15 protein-coding genes, 2 tRNA genes and 1 rRNA gene are annotated in these 22810 nt (G+C 57.9%); 3 read left to right on the top strand and 15 right to left on the bottom strand.

Annotated features, from left to right (window positions below; genetic code table 11):
• The 11 genes from ACTQ48_RS03080 to ACTQ48_RS03030 all read right to left on the bottom strand — a co-directional run.
• Positions 1-109, bottom strand: a 16S ribosomal RNA gene (locus ACTQ48_RS03080); the annotation flags it as partial.
• 776 nt (positions 110-885) lie between these two features.
• Positions 886-961 (bottom strand) — tRNA-Lys (locus tag ACTQ48_RS03075).
• Positions 962-989: 28 nt separating this feature from the next.
• Positions 990-2270, bottom strand: coding sequence for an aminopeptidase (locus ACTQ48_RS03070; RefSeq protein ID WP_427717868.1), 1281 nt, complete (start codon positions 2268-2270; stop codon positions 990-992).
• A 93-nt stretch (positions 2271-2363) separates the two neighbouring features.
• Positions 2364-2939, bottom strand: coding sequence for a hypothetical protein (locus ACTQ48_RS03065; protein WP_427717870.1), 576 nt, complete (start codon positions 2937-2939; stop codon positions 2364-2366).
• Positions 2940-3818 carry a phosphoribosylaminoimidazolesuccinocarboxamide synthase gene (locus ACTQ48_RS03060; RefSeq protein ID WP_154516897.1) on the bottom strand — a complete coding sequence of 293 codons (879 nt, stop codon included), beginning with the start codon at positions 3816-3818 and terminating at the stop codon, positions 2940-2942.
• 118 nt (positions 3819-3936) lie between these two features.
• Positions 3937-5502, bottom strand: a complete 1566-nt coding sequence (locus ACTQ48_RS03055) for a sensor histidine kinase (RefSeq protein ID WP_441570088.1) — start codon at positions 5500-5502, stop codon at positions 3937-3939.
• Positions 5503-5513: 11 nt separating this feature from the next.
• Positions 5514-6236 (bottom strand): response regulator transcription factor, encoded by a 723-nt coding sequence (locus ACTQ48_RS03050; RefSeq protein WP_006236208.1) that lies wholly within the window; start codon positions 6234-6236, stop codon positions 5514-5516.
• Between the two features lie 152 nt (positions 6237-6388).
• The gene (locus tag ACTQ48_RS03045; RefSeq protein ID WP_441570087.1) at positions 6389-7600 is read right to left on the bottom strand and encodes a hypothetical protein; all 1212 of its coding nucleotides are present in this window, start codon (positions 7598-7600) and stop codon (positions 6389-6391) included.
• Positions 7600-7863 carry a TIGR03905 family TSCPD domain-containing protein gene (locus ACTQ48_RS03040; RefSeq protein ID WP_427717875.1) on the bottom strand — a complete coding sequence of 88 codons (264 nt, stop codon included), beginning with the start codon at positions 7861-7863 and terminating at the stop codon, positions 7600-7602. Before ACTQ48_RS03040 ends, ACTQ48_RS03045 begins: the two co-directional genes overlap by 1 nt.
• Before the next feature lie 129 nt (positions 7864-7992).
• A complete protein-coding gene (gene purB, locus ACTQ48_RS03035) occupies positions 7993-9339 on the bottom strand; it encodes an adenylosuccinate lyase (RefSeq protein WP_154516820.1) in 1347 nt (448 codons plus the stop codon).
• Positions 9340-9533: 194 nt separating this feature from the next.
• Positions 9534-9608, bottom strand: a tRNA-Gly gene (locus ACTQ48_RS03030).
• Positions 9609-9906: 298 nt separating this feature from the next.
• Between ACTQ48_RS03030 and ACTQ48_RS03025 the strand changes: the two genes are divergently transcribed.
• Positions 9907-13338 (top strand): SpaA isopeptide-forming pilin-related protein, encoded by a 3432-nt coding sequence (locus ACTQ48_RS03025; protein WP_441570086.1) that lies wholly within the window; start codon positions 9907-9909, stop codon positions 13336-13338.
• A 62-nt stretch (positions 13339-13400) separates the two neighbouring features.
• On the opposite strand, the gene ACTQ48_RS03020 is transcribed toward ACTQ48_RS03025, so the two are convergent.
• Together ACTQ48_RS03020 and ACTQ48_RS03015 are read right to left on the bottom strand one after the other, a co-directional pair.
• Positions 13401-13619 (bottom strand): hypothetical protein, encoded by a 219-nt coding sequence (locus ACTQ48_RS03020; RefSeq protein ID WP_427729007.1) that lies wholly within the window; start codon positions 13617-13619, stop codon positions 13401-13403.
• A gap of 20 nt (positions 13620-13639) precedes the next feature.
• Positions 13640-16750: a hypothetical protein gene (locus tag ACTQ48_RS03015; protein WP_441570085.1), complete on the bottom strand. Its 3111-nt coding sequence runs from the start codon at positions 16748-16750 to the stop codon at positions 13640-13642.
• Positions 16751-16948: 198 nt separating this feature from the next.
• Between ACTQ48_RS03015 and ACTQ48_RS03010 the strand changes: the two genes are divergently transcribed.
• Both ACTQ48_RS03010 and ACTQ48_RS03005 read left to right on the top strand, forming a co-directional pair.
• The gene (locus tag ACTQ48_RS03010) at positions 16949-17971 is read left to right on the top strand and encodes a helix-turn-helix transcriptional regulator (protein ID WP_441547435.1); all 1023 of its coding nucleotides are present in this window, start codon (positions 16949-16951) and stop codon (positions 17969-17971) included.
• On the top strand, positions 17958-18875 hold the full coding sequence (locus ACTQ48_RS03005) for a helix-turn-helix transcriptional regulator (RefSeq protein WP_441570084.1): 918 nt from the start codon (positions 17958-17960) through the stop codon (positions 18873-18875). The genes ACTQ48_RS03010 and ACTQ48_RS03005 overlap by 14 nt, the downstream gene beginning before the upstream one ends.
• On the opposite strand, the gene ACTQ48_RS03000 is transcribed toward ACTQ48_RS03005, so the two are convergent.
• Both ACTQ48_RS03000 and ACTQ48_RS02995 read right to left on the bottom strand, forming a co-directional pair.
• On the bottom strand, positions 18872-21766 hold the full coding sequence (locus ACTQ48_RS03000; protein ID WP_441570083.1) for a helicase C-terminal domain-containing protein: 2895 nt from the start codon (positions 21764-21766) through the stop codon (positions 18872-18874). The two genes, ACTQ48_RS03005 and ACTQ48_RS03000, sit on opposite strands and share 4 nt — an antisense overlap.
• Positions 21760-22725 carry a D-alanine--D-alanine ligase family protein gene (locus tag ACTQ48_RS02995; protein ID WP_427748142.1) on the bottom strand — a complete coding sequence of 322 codons (966 nt, stop codon included), beginning with the start codon at positions 22723-22725 and terminating at the stop codon, positions 21760-21762. Before ACTQ48_RS02995 ends, ACTQ48_RS03000 begins: the two co-directional genes overlap by 7 nt.
• Positions 22726-22810 lie beyond the last annotated feature (85 nt).

The raw sequence follows: 22810 nt of genomic DNA, 5'->3' as shown, positions 1-22810 counted from the left end.
ACTCAGCCGTTCGCCACTCGCTTCCACCCGGAGGTGGGTGCCGTTCGACTTGCATGTGTTAGGCGCGCCGCCAGCGTTCATCCTGAGCCAGGATCGAACTCTCCGTCCAAATATGTTTGGGCCTCGAGCCCGTCCGGTCCTCTCAGTCATCGCTGATCGGTTCCGTTCGATTCATATGGTTCTGTTTGATAGGAAAAGGAATTTCTCGGGGCCGCCTCTCGGCGGCCTTGCGAAAAACGAATCCAAGTCAGACCATTTCAAATGGTTCGATGTCTGCCCGGATGCGACACATCTGGTGTGTCCATCCTCGCAGTATCCGGTTCTCAAGGTGCACGCCCTCGCGGTCAATCCGGTCCGACCGGGCCGCGCGGCAAGGAGATATATTGCCAGACCGGAGGGGCCCGCGGGGCGGGAATCCCGCACTCCATATTTTGTTCACAAATAAATTGATCCTTCAGCTGTTCCACTGAAGTCATATCTGAAGCATCGGCTTCCGGTATTGGCGATGACCAGCTGGTTTATAGGTGTTGAGGTATCGGTCATCTCTGGTGCGCTACTTTACTCTAACGGCATCTGGTTTTGGTTTCCTGTCGGTAAAAGGCTGGTTTTGGCCGCCAGGCGTCCTTATATATAGTGAAGATCGGGTTCGAACCCGTGCACCGGCAACAAAAAAGCGGCCGGCATCCGCCAGTCGCTTTTCTATTCTATGGTGGGCCGTCAGGGGTTCGCGCCCGCTGCGCGGGCGGCCGCTTCGGCGCCTCCGCGCCTCGCGCGCTGCGCTGGCAAACGCTGACGCGTTTCCTCAGCTCCGCGCCCTTTCGGGTTCGAACCCGTGCACCGGCAACAAAAAAGCGGCCGGCATCCGCCAGTCGCTTTTCTATTCTATGGTGGGCCGTCAGGGGTTCGAACCCTGGACCTTGGGATTAAAAGTCCCCTGCTCTGCCAGCTGAGCTAACGGCCCGCGGATGGCATTGTACCACGGTCTGAGACTATTCCCAACTCCATTGGCCGTTCTGGAAAATCACAATTTCACGTCCATCAGGTGTAATGCCCGTAATATCGATGTCGTCCGTGCCAATCATAAAGTCAACGTGCGTGCTCGAAACGTTGACGCCATGCTCCAGAAGTTCCTCTTTGGACATGTCATACCCGCTTTCGATGCACTCGGGAAAACCGACACCCAACGCAAGGTGACAGCTGGCGTTCTCGTCATAAAGTGTGTCGTAGAACAGAATGCCGCTTTCACGAATTGGTGTGTTCTTGGAAATAAGCGCGACCTCGCCCAGATGAGCAGCACCTTCATCGGTTTCAATAATGCTCGCAAGCGTTGCCTTACCCACGCGAGCGTCATAGTCCACTACGCGGCCGTTCTCGAACTTAATCCAAAAATCGTCAACCTTATTGCCGTGGTGGATGAGCGGCATAGCCGAGTACACGATGCCGTCGGCGCGCATACGATCGGGCGAGGTGAAGACCTCCTCGGTGGGAATGTTGGGGAAGAAAGGGTGACCGTCGGGAGTTTTTCCCTTGCCGCCGGCCCACTCATGGCCTTTCGTCATTCCAATCGTCAGATCAGTTCCATTCGAAGCGGTGTAGTGCAGGCAATCAAATTGATTATCGTTTAGGAAGCGCAGGTTCTTTTCGAATGTGGCGTCATGGAGCTCCCAGTCGCTCTCCGGGTCCTGGCCATCAGCACGAGCGGTGTGCAGAATCGCATTCCACAGCTTATAGACTGCAACCTCATCGGCGTCTCCCGGGAATACCTCGCGCGCCCAAGCAGCGACCGGAGCGCCGGCGATGCACCACGGGTTAATGTTGTAGTCCAGTCCACGGCGGAAGACCTTACACTGCATGTTCCTCGCCTTAGAAGCTGCGGCAGGCTTAGCGGGATCGATGCCCTTGAGGGCAGCAGGGTCCGTGCCCTCAATAAAGATAAAGCAGGCTCCGTCCTGAGCCAACGAATCCAGCTGCATGCGCTTCCACTCGGGAGTCTGCTCAAAATAGCTTTTCTCGACATGCTCGTAGGTAAGCCTCGTCACGGCATCGTCAGCCCAGATGACCGTCACGTGACCGGCACCGGCGTCATAAGCCTCCGCAACCACCACGCGCGCAAATGACGCGCACTCGACGGGAGACTGAACGACGACCTCCTGACCGGGCTTAACGTTGACGCCCTTGCGGACAACGAGACGCGCATAATTTTTAATCTTGGGCTCCAGGGACTTCATACCCTCCAGAGCCTCTTCGACCGTCAGGGCAGCTCGAATCATGTGCCACTCCATCTATCTACAGGACAGTAAAAAGGCGCGCCGCAAAAAACGACGCGCCTTATATCTTAGCGATATCTATAGGTTGTAACGCTACTACTTCTTCTTGGAGGCCTTCTTGTCCTCTTTGGCAGCCGAGCGCTCGATAATAGCGTTGAGCTTGTTATCGGACATGCCCTCGGCCTGCGCGCGATACATATTACGCAAGGGACGGATGCGCACGAAGTCGTAGATGAAGTCACCCAGAATGACGATGTAGGACAAAACAATGCCGGCCATCTGGACGGGGCTGGACACCATGCCAGCGGGAGCGAAGTACAGCGAAGACCAAATGGCCACGACGAGCACCATGCCGATAGTAAGCACGGCCCACCAGATGCGGCGGCGCTTGGTGTAGTCCTCATCCTGCTTGAGAAGGATACTCGACACCGTGTAGATGCGGTCCTCCTTGGCGCGCCGCTTAGCCTTGCGGGCGCGCTTCTCCTCTTTAGAGAGGCCCTCGAGGCTCTCGCCCTTCTCGAGCTCCTTGCGGCGTGCCTTGGATGATGCCGGCACGACGCGAACAGAACTCGCTGCCTGACGAGCTGGCTTGGCGGATGCGGCGGACTTGCGCGCAACCCCGGTAACCTCGTGGGATTGCGTGCGCTTGTTCGTGGCGCTGCGGGTACTCACTTACGCGTTCTCCTTCATGCTTGTAAACTGGGAGCCCGTGATGATCTGGAAGGCCTCGCGATAGCGCTCGGACGTGCCATCGATGACCTCGGCGGGCAGATGCGGGGTCTCCCCCGTCATATCCCAGTTGGCCTTGAGCCAATTGCGGACGAATTGCTTGTCGTAGCTAGGCTGAATCTTACCCTCCTCGTAGCTGGCGGCAGGCCAGAAACGGCTGGAGTCGGGCGTGAGGCACTCGTCGATCAGCGTGACCTTGCCATCGATGACACCAAACTCAAACTTGGTGTCGGCAATGATGATGCCACGGGTCGCTGCATACTCGGCGGCAGCCTTGTAGATCTTAAGAGACAGATCGCGAATCTGCGTGGCGATGTCCTCGCCAACGATCTCGCAGCAACGCTCAAACGAGATATTCTCGTCGTGATCACCGATCTCGGCCTTCGTGGACGGGGTGAACAGCGGCTCGGGGAGCTTGGAGGCCTCGGTCAGGCCCTCAGGCAGCTGGATGCCGCAGACGGTGCCGTTCTCGTCGTAGGTCTTCTTGCCCGAACCGGTCAGATAGCCGCGGACGATGCACTCGATAGGAATCGTCTGGGCCTTCTTCACCAGCATGGCGCGGCCTGCGAGATAGTCACGATACTCGGCAAACTCCTTGGGGAAATCCGCCGGATCGATGGAGACGAGGTGATTGGGGACGATATCGGCAAACTTGTCGAACCAGAACGCCGAGATACGGTTGAGCACCTCTCCCTTAAACGGAATTTCGTCGGGAAGAATAAAGTCGAACGCAGAAATGCGATCGGTGGCGACCATCAACAGGTTTTCGCCGGCATCGTAGATATCACGAACCTTGCCACGGGAATCCGGACGACGCTCCATCGTTGTCACGTGAGTCACTCCTTACCTAAATACGATAGAAATGCGGGTTCTTTACCGCACGTTTTCGCAAACTCGGAGCGGCAGGGACGCGGCCCCTCCTTCACCGAATAGCGAAAAGCTAGTGCTCCATTGTAGTAGATGCCGCGTCCGCCGTGTGCTCGCGGGGCAGATGAATCGTAAAAGTCGTACCCTTTCCAAGCTCCGACTCCACGGATATGTAGCCATGGTGACGCTCGACGATCTGTTTAGTTACGGCGAGGCCGACGCCCAGGCCGCCAGCTTCGCGGGCGCGGCTGGCATCGGCGCGCCAAAATCGTCCGAAGATACGCGACAGATCGTCCTTGGCGATACCGATACCGGTATCCGAAACGGCAATACTGACATGCTTGCGGTCACTGAGCACCGACACTACGACCCAACCGCCCTCGGGGGTGTAGCGCATGGCGTTGCTCATGAGGTTGATGACGCATTGCGTGATCATGTCGGGATCGGCCTCGACGACATCGTCGTGCCCCTGGGTTTCATCTGCAAAGCGAAGGCGAAGGTCACGGTCGGCAAACAGACGCTCCTGGCCGTTCACAATCGATCGCACGAACGGAACCATGTCCACCGGTTCGAGATTGAGCGGAGCCGTGCTGTTTTCCATACGCGATAGGTCAAGCATCTGCTGCACCAAACGAGCCAGGCGACGCGTCTCGGAAGCGACCGTCTCCAAATGCTCGTCGTCGGTGGGGTACACGCCGTCTTGCATGGCCTCGACCGTTGCAAGCATGGCCATGAGCGGTGTACGAAGCTCGTGTGCGACATCCGAGGTCAGGCGCTTTTCGTGCTTCATATCTTTCTCGAGCGAGGTGGCCATCTCGTCAAAGGTCTCACCCAGCTGATCGATTTCGTCATCGCCGCGCAAGCCCGTACGAGCAGACAGATCGCCGTCGCGAATTTGCTTGGCTGTGCTCGTAATACGATGAATCGGCTTGGTAAGCATGCGCGACACGAGCGATCCGATAACGACCGAGATGCAGATTGCAACAACCGCGGCAAGAGCCATGGCGTTAAAGGTCTTCTCCCTAAACGCAGAATCTGCCTTAGTGAGCAGAGCGTCGGAGCCGATAGCCCATAGCTTTACCTGTCCGACATGCTCGCCAGAGGACGTAACGATTTCGACGTTGGCAACGCTATCGGAGTCGGTGGGCGCTGACGAGACCGGGCTATGCGAGGCCTTTTTACCGCTCGAGCTGCTCGACGGCAATTCGCTCTCGCGCACATCGGCGGTCGCACTTGCCGAAGGCCATGAGTCGTCATAAACGACAACGCCCTTTTTGTTGACGACCTGCATACCCAGGTCGTCGGACACCAAGCTCGATGTCGCGACCGTGCGCAGCTCGCCCGCAGTCCAATTGCCGTTTTCCTCATACGACGTCGCAAGCTTTTCGGCAGCAGAATTGGCGATCTCGACGATATTGGAGCGCGTGTAATCCGAAAAGACGGTGCCCCACACAACGGAGACAACGCCCACCAGCACCAATACCGTCATGAGCGATGTCAGGGCAAAAGCCAAAGCCATACGCGAGGGATAGCTTATCGCCGGCCGTGAATCGGAACGAGGCGTGTTCCAACTTGCCTTGGAACCCGCCTCGTTCTCCTGCTTGTGCTTTTGTCCGATTTCAAAGCGCGCAGGTGTCATATGTGATTTACCTATTTCTCGTCCGACTTATCGGTCTTGGCCGGAGCCTCGAAGCGATAACCGACGCCGTGAACGGTATAGAGCCACTTAGGCTTCTTGGGGTCGTCGCCCAGCTTGGCGCGAAGGTTCTTCACATGGCTGTCGATGGTGCGCTCGTAGCCCTCAAAGTCGTAGCCGAGCACCTTCTCGACCAGCTCCATACGGTTATAGACGCGACCGGGATGGCGAGCAAGCGTGGTGAGCAGCTTAAACTCGGAAGCGGTCAAATCAACTTCCTTGCCCTCGACCAAGATCTTGTGGCCCGAGATATCGATGACCAGATCGCCAAAGTCGAGTACCTCAACGGCGGGCTCGTCTGCCTGGTGAGCACGACGGAACAGGGCGCGAACGCGGGCGACGAGCTCGCGCGGCGAGAACGGCTTGATCAGGTAGTCGTCGGCACCAAGCTCGAGGCCGATGATGCGATCCTCGATCTCGCCCTTGGCGGTAAGCATGATGATGGGCACATCCGAGGTATCGCGGATAGTGCGGCAAACGCGCTCGCCGGGGATCTTGGGGAGCATAAGGTCGAGCACAACCAGGTCGAACTGGTGCTTCTCGAACTCCTCGATCGCAGACTGGCCATCGCCAACGCCAACAACCCAGTAGCCCTCGCGCTCGAGATAGGCAGCGACAGCGTCACGGATCGCCTTCTCGTCCTCGACCAGCAGAATCTTTTTTGCATCTGAAGCCATAACACGGCCCCCCTGTCTCAATTAGCTAAGAACAAGCCCATTTTAACGCACCTGAGCCCACCGGGCATCGCATGGGCGCGACAGCTCGGCGGGCGGTACTCACGGTTACAATGGGCTTATTCCCCCGTTGGCGCCTTTTTAACCCCTCGGCGCTAAAGAGAGAACAGGCGAGCGGTAACCGTCTCGGGAATTCCTTGGCTATTACGCACCGTGGCATAGGTTAAAAACGTATTCGATTTTCCCGCCGTAGCTGGATAATCGCCATATTCGAGAGCGCGGTCGGGCGACAGCAGCGAACCATAGGTTTTAGCGGAGGTATCGATCAGAAAATGCGACGCCTGAACCTTAACCAGATATTTGCCCTTCCTGCCGGCGGCGCACGCAAGCGGTTCGCGCGATAGAAATTGATACGGGCCGCCCTCGTTACCAATGTAGGTACCCATATTGCCCAGGCCGCCCACGCCGGCATAGGTCGCCTCAATGGAGAACACAAACGTATCGCCCATATATACGGCCTCGAAAGGTGACACCGACGAAGGAAGGACCAGCTGAGCCCTCTTGGTATTGTTGCCGTCCGTCAGGTCGATCGCCGTCATGCCGTAATAGACGCCCTCGTCATTGCGCACGCGGGGTGAGATAGTCAGGATGCCATCGCTCACGCGCGGTGCGGACGCAAAGCGGCCTGTCGACTTCCAGATTGCCTCCGCTTTAGATTCATCGAGCGAACGGCGGTAGCAATATGAATCGCTGCCGGTCTTATTGCCACCGGTCGAAGGCATCTTGTACCAGACGACCGACGAGTCAAAGGCGGTAAACAGCGGAGGGTCGTAATCCTCACCGCCGCGATCAAGCTCAACGGCATTACCAGTAAGCGCCGCGCCCGACAGGGTTTGCGCATAGAGCTTCCACGACGAATTCGCGTAGTTCATCTCAACCCACGCAAACACGCTATCGGTGGCGCGAACGTCGTAAAACGCATAACCGGAACCCTCGACAGGATCGTCAATCAACGTGGTGAGTGAGCCGTCCCCCATGTTGAACACGCCAAGCGTGTTGGCATGCAGCGCAGATGCGGGCGCCATCATCGCCGCAGCGTAACCGCCATCGCAGTAATACAGGAGCGTCCCCAATGGCAACGTCCACGACGCCGTCGGCTTAAGATCAATGTCGACGGCCTCATACTCTTCGGTAATCGAGACGATCTTGGAATCATCTTTGATAACCTGCGGCTCACCGGCAGCATCATCGCTGGTGCCCGTTTTTTTCGAGCACCCCGCAAGCAGCGTGGCAGCACTCGCGGCAGCACCACCCAACACAAATCCTCGGCGCGTTATCCCATTCTTAACGCGATCAAAAATACTCATTAGGCAATCTCGGCACGCGCGGCCTCGATGGCACGCGTAAGTTGGTCGGCACAGGAGGTCTTTTTCGTGCCGCACGTATTGCCGGCCAACACCTCAATCACACGATCGGAAGAAACACCTTCGACCAATTTAGAGATGGCCTTGAGGTTGCCGTTGCAGCCGCCGGTAAACTCAACGCCCAGCACCTTGCTGCCGTCATCGGAAAGATTGAGGTGAATATTGCGAGTACACACGCCCTGGGGCTTGTAATCAAACGAAATCATGCGATCTCCTTCTCAGAATGTCATTCGAGACGACTATTATCCCCGTCTTTCCATGAATGCAACGAGGCGCTTTACCGGCAACACACATTACCAGCAAAGCGCCCTAAAAAGCTAACGTTATGCCCGAACCTACTCGAAGCTCAGCTGCTCCAGACGATCGAAGACCGTATCGATGCGGGTGAGGAAGTCCCACGGATCAAAGATCTCGTCAAGCTTCTCCTGGCTGACGGTGCAGCGCGGATCGGCCTCGAGGCGCTCCTTGAAGGTGGGGCCGGAAACGCAGTCCTGCACCTCATGCCAGGTCGCCATGGCGTTTTCCTGCACGATTGCGTAGGCGTCCTCACGGGTAATGCCCGTATCGACGAGGGCCAACAGAACCTTGGAGGAGAAGATGAGACCGCGGGTCTTGTTGAGGTTGGCCATCATGCGAGCCGGATACAGCTGGAGGCCATCGATAACGCGGATAAGGCACTGGAACATGTGGTCAAGCGCGATAAAGCTATCGGCCTGGGCGACGCGCTCGGCAGAAGAGTGCGAAATGTCACGCTCATGCCACAGGGCGACGTTGTCGAAGGCGACCTGGGCGTTGGACTTCACGACACGCGATAGGCCACAGACCTTCTCCATGGTGATGGGGTTACGCTTGTGCGGCATGGCGGAGCTGCCCTTTTGACCCTTGCGGAACGGCTCCTCGGCCTCGAGTGTATCGGTCTTCTGCAGATTGCGAACCTCGGTAGCAATGCGCTCGCAGGTGGCCGCCGTGGTGGCAAGGACGCCGGCGAGGTAGGCATGATGGTCGCGGCTGATAACCTGCGTGGACAGCGGGTCGTGAACCAAACCCAGGTGCTCGCAGACATACTCCTCGACAAACGGCTCGATGGAGCTGTAGGTGCCAACGGCACCCGAGATGGCACCGAAGGCGACGTTCTTGCGAGCGTCCTCAAGGCGATCCAGATCGCGCTTGAGCTCCCAGGCCCAAGAGCCAAACTTCATACCAAAGGTCATAGGCTCGGCGTGGATGCCGTGAGTGCGACCGGCGCAGAGCGTGTTACGCTCCTCGAAAGCGCGACGTTTGCAGATCTCGCCGAGTTTCTTGACGTCCTCGATAATTAGGTCGCAGGCCTGGGTGAGCTGATAGCACAGGGCCGTATCGCCCAAGTCAGAGCTGGTCATGCCATAGTGAACCCAACGGCTGGGTTTAGGCTCGCCCTCGGGAACATCGGCGTCGATATACTCCTTCATATTGGTCAGGAAGGCAATGACGTCATGGCGCGTGACTTCTTCGATCTCGTCGACCTTCGCCTTCTCAAAGTTGGCGTGGTCGCGGATCCACTGAGCTTCTTCTTTAGAAATACCGATCTTGCCGAGCTCCGCCTGGGCCTCGCAGGCCAGAACCTCAATCTCCTGCCAAATGGCGTACTTGTTCTCGAGGGAGAAGATGTGTCCCATCTCCGGGCGGGTATAGCGATCGATCATAGCGGCTCCTTTTTGGTTATTGGCACGTTGGTCGTAACCCAACCATTGTACCGTGCGCAGGTGCAAGTATAGGCAGCAGGTATTAACCTAACATTTTGCCATTTGCCTAACGTTCACACCTTGTCGGGTTCGAGTCCCGGCGCTTTATTGAAAAAAGCACGACACCGTGATGGTGCCGTGCTTGTACTTTTAACTGGAGCGGGCAACGGGACTCGAACCCGCGAGTGTCAGCTTGGGAAGCTGATGCCTTACCACTTGGCGATGCCCGCATATGTGGGGGATAGTATAACGCGGTTGTCTTGTTTGATACAAGGGCACTAACCCTTGTTTTACGCATGGAAAATCATCTTTTTGTTGCTCGAATTGCGAAAACAGGGACTCGAGTAACCTGTTTTACACCGTCTTCTACCTGCTCTTTTGTTTGATTATCTAAAACCGGTCTCCATTTGTTGGGAACTTGGCAAGTTCTTGGTCAGCTCGCGGTACTTACCCGTATGACCCCCGGCGCTAATCTCATCCCACGCGCCGCAATCTCCCAGCGCGGCGCACAAAGGATAAGGAGCAGCCATGTCCAATGCACCCACGCACTCTGTCCACAGCGCAATCGCAACAGCACCGCTGCTCCTATTCCTCTTGTTGTTTCTAGCCTGCGCCACGCCTGGTACCGCCTGCGCCGTCGATGGAAACGATACGCTTAGTTTCCGCACCATCAGCGATATGTGCGGACCGTTTGGCATTGGCAAGTACGAGGCACAAGACGCCTCGATTTCTTACTGCATGAACCAAGACTGCCCCGGCCCCAGCAGCCCGGGAGGACCCTGGCGGACCTACAATCAGGGTTGGACATGGCTCGACAACGAGTTTGCCGCCGTCATCTGCCATGGATACCCTTCCGCCACATCATTTGGCGGCCATAACCTAACGGCCGAACGCGCCCGCGCCGCAACCCAGATTGCCGTGTGGATGCTCAAAGGAACCACGCGCCCCGATGGCTCTTTTGCGTATACAAACAACGCCGGCGTTGCCAAAAGCGGCAAGTTCGATCAAGACGCCGAGGTTGTCGCGGCGGCGCGCTGGCTCTACGACAACGCAAAAGCCGGAAATATTAAGGCCGACCCGCATCGCGCCAGACGCTATCACGGACCCGTCTCTAACGAAGGCCGGCACCAGGATATGCTCTACGTTTTGCCCACCATCAACGTATCCTTTGAGAAAAGATCTGCAGACACTGTCATTACCAGCGGGAACGATACGTATCAGTTAGGTGGGGCGACGTTTAACATATTTGAGGAAAACACGGACAAACACGTCGGCAGCATCAAAATGGACGGCAACGGTCGTGCACGGGCAACACTTTTGCCCAACACGGCATACTACCTAATCGAAACCAAAGCGCCGACAGGCTATCTGTCCCGACGCGATCGCATTGCCTTTACCACCGGAAAAAGCGGCGGACATGTCACAATCAACGAGCAGCCAGGTTCTATCACGCTGCGTGTCGTCAAAACCGATGCCGCTACGAGTGCCGGAGCGCAGGCGGGAACCTCGCTCGCCGAAGCCGAATTTACCTGTGTCTCGCAATCTACCCCTGGGTGGACGCGTACCTTCACGACCGAAGGCGATGGCCAGGCGACCTTAAGCGGCATTCCCCTGGGAACCTTTACCCTCTACGAATCGAAAGCACCAGAGGGCTACCTGCTCCCCCATGACAGCTGGACCTATACGGTCGGCCCCAATCAACTAAACGACATGGGCGTCGTTGAGCTCGAACGCCGCATCCCCAATACTCATATTGCGTTTGACCTCGAGATTTCCAAGTTCAAGGATTACGGGAACGGCGAGCAATCGGGATTAGAACAGCCAGCGGAAGGCGTCGTCTTTGAAATTGTCAGCAACAGCTCTAAGCAGGTCGTAGGCACATTGACGACAAATATCTATGGCTTCGCATCCACCAAAGACCAGACCAAGGCCTGGTTTGGCGCGGGCACACGGCCGGACGGCGTCCATGGAGCCATCCCCTACGATCGTGAGGGGTATACCGTTCGCGAGGTCCCGGAAACTGTTCCCGCAGGCTTCAAGCGGGCAGAAGATTGGACCATCGCGCCCGAGCAAATCGCCGACGGAGCCAAGCTTCAGTACATAGTGGACAATCACACCCTTTCGACACATCTCCAAATCATCAAACGCGATGCCCAGACGGGAGCTTCCGTCCCCCTTGCCGGCTTTAGTTTTCAGCTGCTCAACAGCAACCGTGAACCCATCTCTCAAACATGCTGGTATCCGACGCACAACGTTATGAACACCTTTACCACCAATGCGACCGGCACCGTCACGTTGCCAGAATCGCTCAAGCCGGGCACATATTTCGTACGAGAAGTCGCAGCCAAAGCGCCCTACCTTGTGGGCGACGAACTGAAGGTGACGATTCCTGCCGATGCAGATCTCACACCTATCGCCGCCGTCTCGTATTTCAACAGCGCGGCAACCGGAAGCATCGAGATCGTGAAGGCTGACGCAGTAGACGGCAGTGCCCTATCTAGTGCCAAGTTTGAAATTCGCGCTGCCGACGATATCGTTTGCCCCGATGGCCACATTGCCGCCCTTGCCGGTGAAGCCGTTGCCGCCGTCACAACTGATGAACAGGGTAAAGCTCGCGTAGACAACCTTTCGCTGGGTTGCGGAACGGCACGATACGAAGTCGTTGAAACCCAGTCTCCCGACGGCTATCTACTTGATCGGACAGCACATATCGTTGAGCTTGCTTATATCGACCAGAAGGTCCCCGTGGTCGAGTCGCAGATCGAATTGTCTAATGATTACACCAAGGTCGATTTCTCCAAGGTCGATATGACAGGCAAGCATGAAGTTAAAGGCGCCCGACTGGTCTTATGCGACGCCGATGGAACAGAAATTGATTCTTGGATATCATCCGAGCAGCCCCATCGCGTGGAGCACCTTGAACCCGGTTCTTATACCCTACGCGAAACAATGTCCCCGCGCTCCTATGACCTCGCTGAAGACGTATCCTTTGAAGTCAAGGATACGGGGAAGATCCAGGCCGTAACCATGACGGATGCACCGATTGAGATTAAGGGGAGCGTCGACAAGCGACAAGAAATCGCGCGGCCAACCGCAAAGGGAACAGTGGCGAACGGCGACGGTAAAAACCGGGCGGCGACGCAACCCGACAGAAAGGGCTCCTATTCCTACACCATCGACGCTCAAAACGAATCGAGCACCTGGGTCGACGAGTTCACCGTCACCGACGATCTCGAATGTGCCAAAGACGGCACGGCCAAACTTGTCGCCATTAAAACCCCGATCGCCGTCGGCGACTTAAACGGGCTCTGCAATGTTTGGTATCGAACGTCACCGGCAGACAAGTTGGACATAAAGGAAAAGGCCAACGCCACACTTGACGATGAACACACCAACCCGTGGCTCGAGACAGCCGAGGTCAAAGAGCGGCTGGGCGAGGATGTGCGGATTGTCGATTACGATGGCTGGAGTCTTTGGAAAGCCGATGTCTCGACCACGGAGTCTTCCACCCTCGAAGTAAAGGACCTTACACTTTCGGAAGACACTGTTATCACGGGGATTCGCTTTGAGTATGGCTCGGTTTCCGCAGACTTTACGACCCGGCGCGACAACGATTCTTGGAATCGCGATGGGCTTAAAGACGAGCATGACGACCTTGACGACGCGGCGGCATCCCTCAAATCGGATTTACACGGAGCAATCATCCGGATGTGTGCAACCTCATCCTATACGCCCCAAACCGCACTCGCCAACAGTGCCCGTGTGGACCTTTGCCGCAACGGAGGAGGCGAAAAACTCGAGTCGCACGATAAAGATCGTGTTGTTCAAAAATGCGCCATTCCGCAGGATCTTCCAAATACGGGCAATGCACCCATCATCTCTTTTCTCACCGCATTATTGACCGCCGGTGGCACAGCAATTTGGCTCACTTGGCTAAGCTCGGCATCAAAAGAGGAGTAGGTAGAAATAACGGGCGAGCCGATATGCCGGCTCGCCCGTTATCTGGCGTATGTAACCAAAGGCTATTCCGTAGACGCAGACCCGCCGTCAACAAGTTCCAGATCGCCATCCGAAATGCCGTCGGCACCCAAACTCTGCTCTTGCTCCACCTCTTCGCTCATCGTGGACCTGGGCGTCGACCCCTTAGCGCCCACGATATATGCGGCCCCCAGACCCATAGCGATGGCGATCAAAAACAGAACCACATAGACGGGCCAATGGCGTTTGATGTATGAAAACACGCTAACTCCTTAGAGGTCCGTTACGAACGGCGGATGACCTCGGTGACAACCTCGGACACCGTAGCGATGTTCGTCGGGTTGACGTTGTACGGCAAATCGTCTTCGGTGCGCGCGCAGGCAAGACGCGGGCCATCGACACCGGCAATTGTGAGGGCGCGACGGCTCGCCTCGAGCGCGGCATAGGCATCGGTCTTGGCATAGGGCATCTCAAACGCGCCACAATCAACGTGGAACGACTTGCACACCTTGCTGACCAGATTCATGATGCGGCGATCACCCTTGAGCAACTGCTGCTCGCCTTCGACCGTCACGACCGAAAGCCTACCGGCTCCAATGGACTCAAGATTGATAAAGAACACACCACGCAGCTTATCGCGATGGGCTTCGAGGAACGCCTTCATACCGGCGCCGTCACAATCCGAGGCACCCGTTGCCACAAACCAGATATCGTGACCAAGCAGCTCGTCATCACCCATGGAGGCAACAGCCGAAAGCATGTCCTCGGCAGAAGCGCCGTCAGAAGAGGTGGCACCGCCCTTCCAGCCGTTATCATCGTCCTCAAAGTTATCCCAAGAGCCGATACCGCGGCCAGACTTCTTGGCATCGTAGTCATCCTCGACGCCCAGCCAGTCGCTCATGCTGTTCTGCTCATTCTTCTTTTTGCGTCCGAACAAGCCGCCCAGACCGCGCTTCTGAGGCTTTGCCTCCTTGACGACGGGAGCCGAGATGGTTTCGATGGGCTGAGCGCCCGAAGAAACGGGCATGGAGGGGGCAACCGGCGCCGACGTGGGCTCGGGCCCCTGAGCCGTCGCGAAAGGATCGTCGGCCTGAGCCGAGGGGTCGGGGAGATCGAAGAGGGATGTGCGGGATGCGACGTTGGCCTGCTGCATCGAGGGCAGCGATGGATCGGGGACCGAGGCAAGCGGCGAAGAAGAAGGTGTGAGCACCGGAGCAGAAGCGGGATCGGGGATATTCATCTGCGGACGCGGTGCGGCCTTGGACGAAATCTGTGCCATGAGCGAATCAACCGTCTCGACCTGCGCCGATGCGGGGTTGGCAACCGTGGAGCCGGGATCGCTCGGGGTAGGCATGGTAAAGATCTGCGTAGAGTACGGCCTGGACTCATCGGCGTTAGAAATCACCGGTGTCTCTTCTTGCTCAACGACGACCGTCGCTTCGGCTTCAATCTCGTCGGCGGTGTTCGGCTCGGCGTCAACGTTCTCAACCTGCTCGGCATCGACACTCTCAGCCGGCTCGGCTTCGGGCGCCTCGATCTCATCTGCAACATCCTGGGACTCATCGGAAACAGAAAGGGGCTCGGCGATGGCAGTACCCTGCTTCTCGAACGTTATCGTGGCATCGAAGTTCGCGGCGTCGAGCGTTTCGGTGGCGTCGATTGGCTGCTGGGCCTCGAAGGACGTCGTAGCCTCGGCGACCTCCGTCGCGGCAGGCTGCTCAGCCTCATGCTGTTCAAATTCCCGCGCAGCACGCTCACGCTCGGCCTCGGCAGCCTGCTGGTGGGCGATAGCCTCCTGCTCTGCCACCTCGCGCGCAGCGGCACGCTTTTCCTCAAGGTCGTCGACAAGTTTTTTACCCTTAGCGAGTGCGCCCTTAAAGAAGCTTGAAGCGCTGGCTCCAATCGAAGAGAACGCAGATGCTATATCGGCATGGGGCGTCGCGACCGGTAGATCGGCCGAAAAATCGGTATCGCTCTCATAGGAAACGCGCTGCGGATACTCATCGTAATCGCTGGCGGAATCGTCGTACACATCCTGAACCACCGGAGCGGGTGCAGCGGTGTCCGGCTCGGGTGCAGGGCTGGGCTCGGGTTCCGTCTCGGGCTCGGTATCGACGACGGGCTCGTCGGCAGGCGCGGCGACAGGTTCAACCGAAGCAGGCTCGGGATCGATCGTCGGCTCCTCGCCCTCTTCGTAATCAAGCGTGCACGACTCGGGAAGCATCCCCAAGGCACGAATGGCATCAGAACCAAAGCGAATATTACCGGCAGCATTGCGATACAGCTTGGGCTCGGGCTCGCCCGGCTCAGCGACAGCGGGCGCCCCAATCGACTCGACGACATCCTCATCCGCGACCGGCTCGGCAGCAACCTCGGCTTCAGCAAGAGCCTCGGGAGCAATGACACCAATCAGGGTTTCGTCAGCTGAGGCACCCTCAAAGCCATCGATCTGCTCGTCAAAAACTTCGCCCTGCTCGGATTCGGGAGCGATCGGCTGGCCAAACTCGTCCTCGGTGTAGGAGGGTTCTTCGTACTCGATCGTGTTGCCGTAGTCGTTTTGCTGCTGGGCAGTGGCATACTCAGCCGCCGCACGCGCCATCTCCTCGGCACGACGCTTTTGTTCACCAAAATAGTCATCAAACGGAATGTCGTTGGGGAACTCGTTTTCGCCTTGGTAAGGAGCAACGTTATCCATGACACCGAGCATCGCGGCTACAGAAGACTTATTGCAGACCGCACCGGACGTATAGGGAAGAACAAAACGGTTGGCAATGATATTGGCCGCGTTGGCGAGCGCCACAAGAGAGGCGAGGATCGCAACGATCCAAAGCAGAACCTTCAGAGCGCCGGGGAGCGGCAGAATACGCAGAATGGCGACGGCAGCGGGGACAATCGTGGCGACCGGCAGCATCTTGGCGATGAGCGCGCGATACGGTGCATACGGTTCGCGAGCGAGGAGCTCGGCACGCGGAGAATCGTAATGGGCGACAACAACCACCGGACGGTTGCGCGGAGATGCAAGCGGACCCGTGGCCTTGTGATAGGCAATGACATTTTGACTCACGCCCGTCTTGCCCAGGCGAGAGATAACAGGGCGACCGGTACGCTCGAGCACATACAACACGGCACCGGCGATGGCCAGCAGAACACCGATTAAGCCGATGCTGCCGCCAATACCCATAAGCAGGGCACCGGCAAAAGACAGGATGCCTGTGACGGCAAATGCCAACCTGCTGGGTGCAGGAGCGTTAAATTCCTGGACTTCGGGATCAAAGCCATGATTGCGGAAGATCTGGGCGATATCCTCGGCAGCCAAACGCTCTTCTTCGCTGCACGCCGGCGTGATGCCCGTGCCCTGCAGCAGGTGATTGATATAGTTCTGGGTGTTCGCCATGTGCGCTCCACATCCATAATCCGACAAATAGGCCCAATGCTTGCACATTAGAACCGTATATAGTCGAAAGTATACCCCGAGCGAACGCAATCGGCCGAAATCTGGGCATCTTAACGCACTGAGCGGACAAGGATATAGCCTAATCTCCATATCGGATTAAAATCATGGCATCAAATAACCTTCCCATGCGAGGATTCTATGACGGTAAGCGATATGACCGCGACAAACAAAACAAATGCGCCAGAACCCGGTTTCGACAAAACCGCCCAGCGTATCCTCAACCTTTTCTTTGTCCTCAACAGTTCCCCCGAGCCCTTAACTACCGAGCAGATCGTGCTGGATTCTGACCTAGGCTACGGATCGGGCAACGTCGACTCGGATAAGCGAAAGTTTCGCCGCGACCGCGACAAGCTGCTCGAGCGGGGCATTGTGATCAAGGAAGTTCGCGCCGCGGGTGCCCAGGAGACCGAGGAGAGCGCCTGGACAATCGACCGTGAGCATACGTTTGCCGCGGGCGGCTTGATCACCGCAGACGATGCCGACATTCTGCTAAACGCTATCGATCAGACCCTCACCACGGGCTCTTCGGCCTTTGCGACCCCGCTCGCCGACATACGCTCCAAAATTGCCTATCTGACCGGCGAGACGAATACGGCCGAGCACCCCGTTCTTCACTCGCCGACGGTCGATGCGGTATGGAGCGCGTTTGCCGATCGATGCGCGCTGCGTTTTTTGTATCAAAACGGACGGGGTGAGCAACGACAACGCACTGTTTGCGTCTACGGCATGTTCGAGCGCGAAGGAACAGCCTACTTTTGCGGCCTAGATGACGCCACCGGAAAAATCAGAACCTTTCGCTGCGATCGCATCGTTCGTGCGTGGCGTCCATCGCGGGCCTACGCCATTCCCGCAGACTTCAATCTCAACGATTACCTCTTCTTTGAATTCGATTTCTCCGATTGCCAGCCCGTCACGGCAACTTTCTCGTTTGCTCCGCAGGCTCAATCCGACATGGTCCACGGCCTCACACGTGGGCGAGGAAGGCTCGAGCACGCCAAAGACGGCTGGACCTGGACCGTTGACGTTCGCGACCTGAATGCGGCGGCGTCATTTTGCATGGAACACAGTGTTGACGGTATGAGGCCCGTAGCGCCCAACGAACTCAAGCAGGCGTGGAACCGCCTCATCGAAAGGACAGTGAGCGCTCATGGCCGCGCGTAAGCTCACCAGCGAACAAAGGCTCTCGCGCTCCATCGACATTATGGAGGCACTCTATGCCGCCGGCGAGGCGGGCATGACGCGAGACGAAATCTGCAGTCGCTTCGATATCTCCGGAGCTTCGCTCGACGAGATCATCGGCATCATCTCGACGCTCGCAGACCGCGAATCGGGCGCGCGCATCATTTGCGAATGCCGCGATGAACGTGTGATTCTCATCGGCGATGCGGGCCGAGTGCTGCCGCTTCGCCTGAGTGCCGCCGAGGGCGCCGTACTCAACCATGAATTGGAGTCGCTCGGAATCGAAGAGTGCGCGGCGGCGCGCATCCGGCGCGCACTCCTTCCGGCGGAACTCGGATACAACCAACGCGTTGTCGATACCGTCGCTCGCGGATCTTATTGGCAGCAACTCTGCTGTGCAATCCAGGATGGTGTGCGATGCCTCGTCACCTACCGCTCCCTGGACGACCAGCATCCACGCAGGCGATTGATCGACCCCCTAAAGATCACGACCAACGGCGACCAAACGTACCTGATTGCCTGGGATGTCGAGGCAGACGGGCAGCGCTCCTACCGTATGGACAAGATCGAGGAGCTTCTGCTGACGGAAGACTCCGTCGTGCGTCACACGACCGAAACCACGTCCATGCACGATTCCCTTGCACAGGCAAGCCAGAGCGTTAAGCTCCTGATGCCGCTCGATATGGCAGAACGCGTGAGGTGGGCAGGTATCAGGTCAATTAAAGCCGATGGGGAGGGTACGGCAAGCGTGACCGTTTGCTATAGCTCCGAAAACTGGCTGTTTAGCCAAATTATCGCAGCGGGCGGAGCCATCCGCATCGCAGACGACCCCGCCCTTTCAAAGCGCCTATGTGATGCCGCCGAGGCACTGGCCTTCCGTTCTTAGCGATGGCGTTCGTGCGCTTGGCGCCATAACTGAAGATAGTGGCCGATCTGCGCCGTTTCGATGCGCTGATACGAGCTCGTAGGCAGCGATGTCAGAAATTTCTTGCCGTAACCCTTCGTCACCAGACGCGGGTCGGCCAAAATCAACACGCCGCAATCGGTCGATGAACGAATCAGGCGACCGGCCGCCTGCTTGACCTCGAGAACCGCCTCGGGCAGCGAGTAGCGTACCCAGGCGCGGTCCTCGCGCAGATTGCGCTCGCACGAGAGAGGATCGGTGGGGCTCGAGAATGGCAGCTTGGGGATAATGACGCATCTCAGCGTCTCGCCGCCGGCATCGAAGCCCTCCCAAAATGCCTTGAGAGCAAAGAGCGACGAGGTCGACTCGTTGATAAAGCGATCGCGCAAGCGACGGGGAGACGAATTGCGCTGCTGGCAATTGAGTTCCAGGCCGGCACGCGCCAGCTTGGGCTCAACCCGAGCATACAGGTCTTCCATATCGCGGCGATTGGTGAACAGCGTGAGCACCGACCCGCCCATAGCAAGATGGGCATCGACCAGTACGCGCTCGAGCGCGGACAGATAGCCCTCGCGGTCGCGAGGGTCGGGAATGTCCCCCGCCACGACTACGGCCATGTTCGAATCGAAGTCATAGCTCGAATCCAGGTGCAGTGACGAGGATGCCGAAGCACCAATGCGATCGAGGCCTACGGCATGGTTAAAGTGCTCAAAGCTCTTGGACACCGTCATGGTTGCCGAGGCAAAGATGGCCGTATGCACCTCGGGCAGCCACTCGTTCGCCAGGGCCTCGCCGATGTCGATGCGCTCGGCGGTCATGGATTCTCCGCCCGCACGTAGGCGGCGGTTGACCTGCAGCGAGTACACATAATGCTCGTCGGTGCCGTCAATGATGAGCTTGAGGTTCTCGGCCAGCTCGTGCAGACGGCGCGAAATATCGCCCAGGTCGACGACGATCTCGGGTTTATCGGCAGCGACAGCCTGCACCAGCGCGGCAACATTTTTATCCGCCTGCTCCAGGGCATCGATAGCAGCGCTGGCAGACTGCAAGAAGTCATGCCAGTCATCCGACTCGCGCAACTCGGGGCCAATCCACAGATTTGCGCTGTCATAGCCACCGCGGGCGCGACGGCCGAGCTCACGCACGCCGTCAAACACCTCGGCGAGTGCCATGCTCGCGCGTGCGACCGTAGACGTCGCCTTCGCGGTGAGCCCCAGATAAAGCGTGGAGCCTTCGGATGTCGCCAAATCACGAGATACCTGGCTCAATGCACCGGAGCTCGACCCGCCAAGGCGCTCAAATAGCACACGAGATTCGTCTGCCGAGACCACGCGCGCCCACTGGCGGCGCGCCTCGCGCTCGATGGAATGAGCCTCGTCGATTACCCAGTGGCGGATGGGAGGCAAAATTCTCCCTTCGGCCGCAACGTTGCGAAACAGCAGGGAATGATTTGTGACCACGACATCGGCATGCGCCGCGCGACGACGGGCACCGTGGACGAGGCATTTATCGGGGAAGAACGGACACAGGCGGCGAGCGCATTCGCGCGAGGCCGTCGTAAAGTCGGGACGGTTGACGCTGCGCCAGCGAATGCCGAGCGAATCGAGGTCACCATCGGCAGATTGGCACACATACGCCATGATCACCGCAACCGCTGTGAGCGTGTCGGCAGGATCGCGCTTGGTGGTAATCTCGGCCTGACTTCGGCTCATGCGCTCGAGTTTGCGCAGGCACGGATAGTGGTCATATCCCTTGAGCGCACAGAATGACAAGCCTCCGTCCAGCTGTTCGGCGAGTTTTGGCAGCTCGTGGTACATAAGCTGATCGGCAAGATTATTCGATTTGGTCGCAATGCCAACGGTAATGTTGTTTCGGCGGGCGGCCTCGGCAAAGGGCACGAGATACGCCATCGATTTACCGACGCCCGTACCGGCCTCTATCACGCGATGCGTATCCGTAACCAACGCGTCGCGTACCTCGAGCGCCATGGCAATCTGCTCGTCGCGCGGCTCATAAGTGGGATACATGCGATTGACTAGACCACCGGGGGCATAATCCGCCTCAATCTCTTCGCGGCTCGGCATGCTAAGAACCGGCAGCTCGTCGGCATCTACGCGATCATCGGCGCGATCGGCCTTGAGCACGTCGGCGCGGGCGGCGGCAAGCGAGAAAATCGAGCCGGGGTTTTGACCTGCCAAAAACGAGAAAATGGGACGATAGGACCAAGGAACATCCGCGTGCATATCCGCCAGACGCGCCATAAGGCCCTGCGGCAAGTCCGTAAGGGCAACCAGCAGCACGCGCCACACCCCACACAGGGCATCGACATCGGCATTTGCACGGTGCGACACGGAGTCGCAGCCAAACAGATCAGCCATAAAGGACAACTTGTGCGATGCCAGGCGCGGCAGCGCGATACGGGACAACGCCAGCGAATCGATCCAGATGTCGCTGACGTTGACACCGCCCTTGACCGATTCGATGAATGATCGGTCAAACGTGGCATTGTGCGCGATAACCGGGCACCCGCCCACAAAATCGGCGAGCGCAGCCACGGCCTCTACAGCCGAGGGGGCATCGGCCACATCGGCGTTTGTGATGCTTGTGAGCTCAGTGATTTCGGCAGGGATCAGCTGCTTGGGATGCACAAACGTGTCAAAGCGGTCAACGACCTCGCGGCCCGAAAGACGGGCCGCGGAAATCTCGATAAGCTCGTTGTCCTGGACCGAAAGACCCGTGGTCTCGGTATCGAGGACGATAACATCCTCCTCGATAAGGCCAAACGATTGTGTGCGGGCACGCTCGGCAAGCGTTGCATAGGAATCAATGACAAACTGCGGCGTTCCAGGAGATACAGCATCCTCGATTAGCATGCAATGCCCGCTCGACGGAGACCCATGCGAATCAGACTGTCACAGACCTGCGGGAAGGTCATGTCTTTGGTATGACGAATCTCGTCCGGATACAGCGATGTATCGGTCATACCGGGAATCGTATTGGTCTCGAGGATGACGGGGCCGTCCTCGCTCACGATAAAATCGCTGCGCGAAATGCCCAGACAGCCGAGGGCTTTGTGGGCCGCACAGGCTAGTTCCTGGGCACGAGCATAGTTTTCGGGCGAAATCTGCGCCGGAATACGGTGGATATCCGTGGGATCGACGTACTTCACATCCAGGTCGTAGAACTCACAGTCCTCAGGCTTGCGAATCTCGACGATCGGCAGGGCGCGCACGTCATCCTCGCCGTAGACGCCTACGGTAATCTCGGTTCCCTCGATGCACTTTTCGACCAGCACCTTATCGCCGTACTCAAAGGCCTTGGCGATGGCGGCAGGCAGCTCAGAGGGCTCGTGTACCAGGGAGATGCCGTAGCTGGAGCCGTTGACGGCGGGCTTTACAAAGCAACGCTCGCCGCAAATCTCAACGATGCGATCGATATCAACCTCGTCGCCCGCCTCAAGCGCCAAACCGGGGGCAATGGGGATGCCTGCCTTGGCATACAGAAGCTTTGAAACCTCTTTATCGGCGCCACACGCGCTGGCGAGCACACCCGACGCCGTATAGGGGATACCCAGCGTCTCCATGGCTCCCTGCATGGCGCCATCCTCGCCGCCGGCGCCGTGCATGGCGATAAACGCCACGTCAAAATCGCCAGTTGCCATAGTCACCATAAAATCATCGGCAGCCGTATCGAGCAGCTCCACCGAAGTGTAGCCAGCCTCCTTTAGGGCCACCACGACGTTCTTTCCCGAATTGAGCGAAATCTCGCGCTCGGCGGAATGGCCGCCCGCCAAGACCGCTACGTGCATGTTCTCTAGGCTTTTACCCGGCATGGGCAGACTCCTCCTCTATGATTTCTGCAGCTGATACCATATTGTAGCGATACCCCTTACGTTTCCCCAAAATCGAAAGGCTTCC

It is taken from the genome of Collinsella sp. Sow4_E3 (assembly GCF_052116285.1).
In the GTDB taxonomy this organism is placed as follows: Bacteria; Actinomycetota; Coriobacteriia; order Coriobacteriales; family Coriobacteriaceae; genus Collinsella.
Note: the sequence above shows the minus strand (reverse complement) of the source record. Positions and strands in the feature narration are given on the sequence as shown.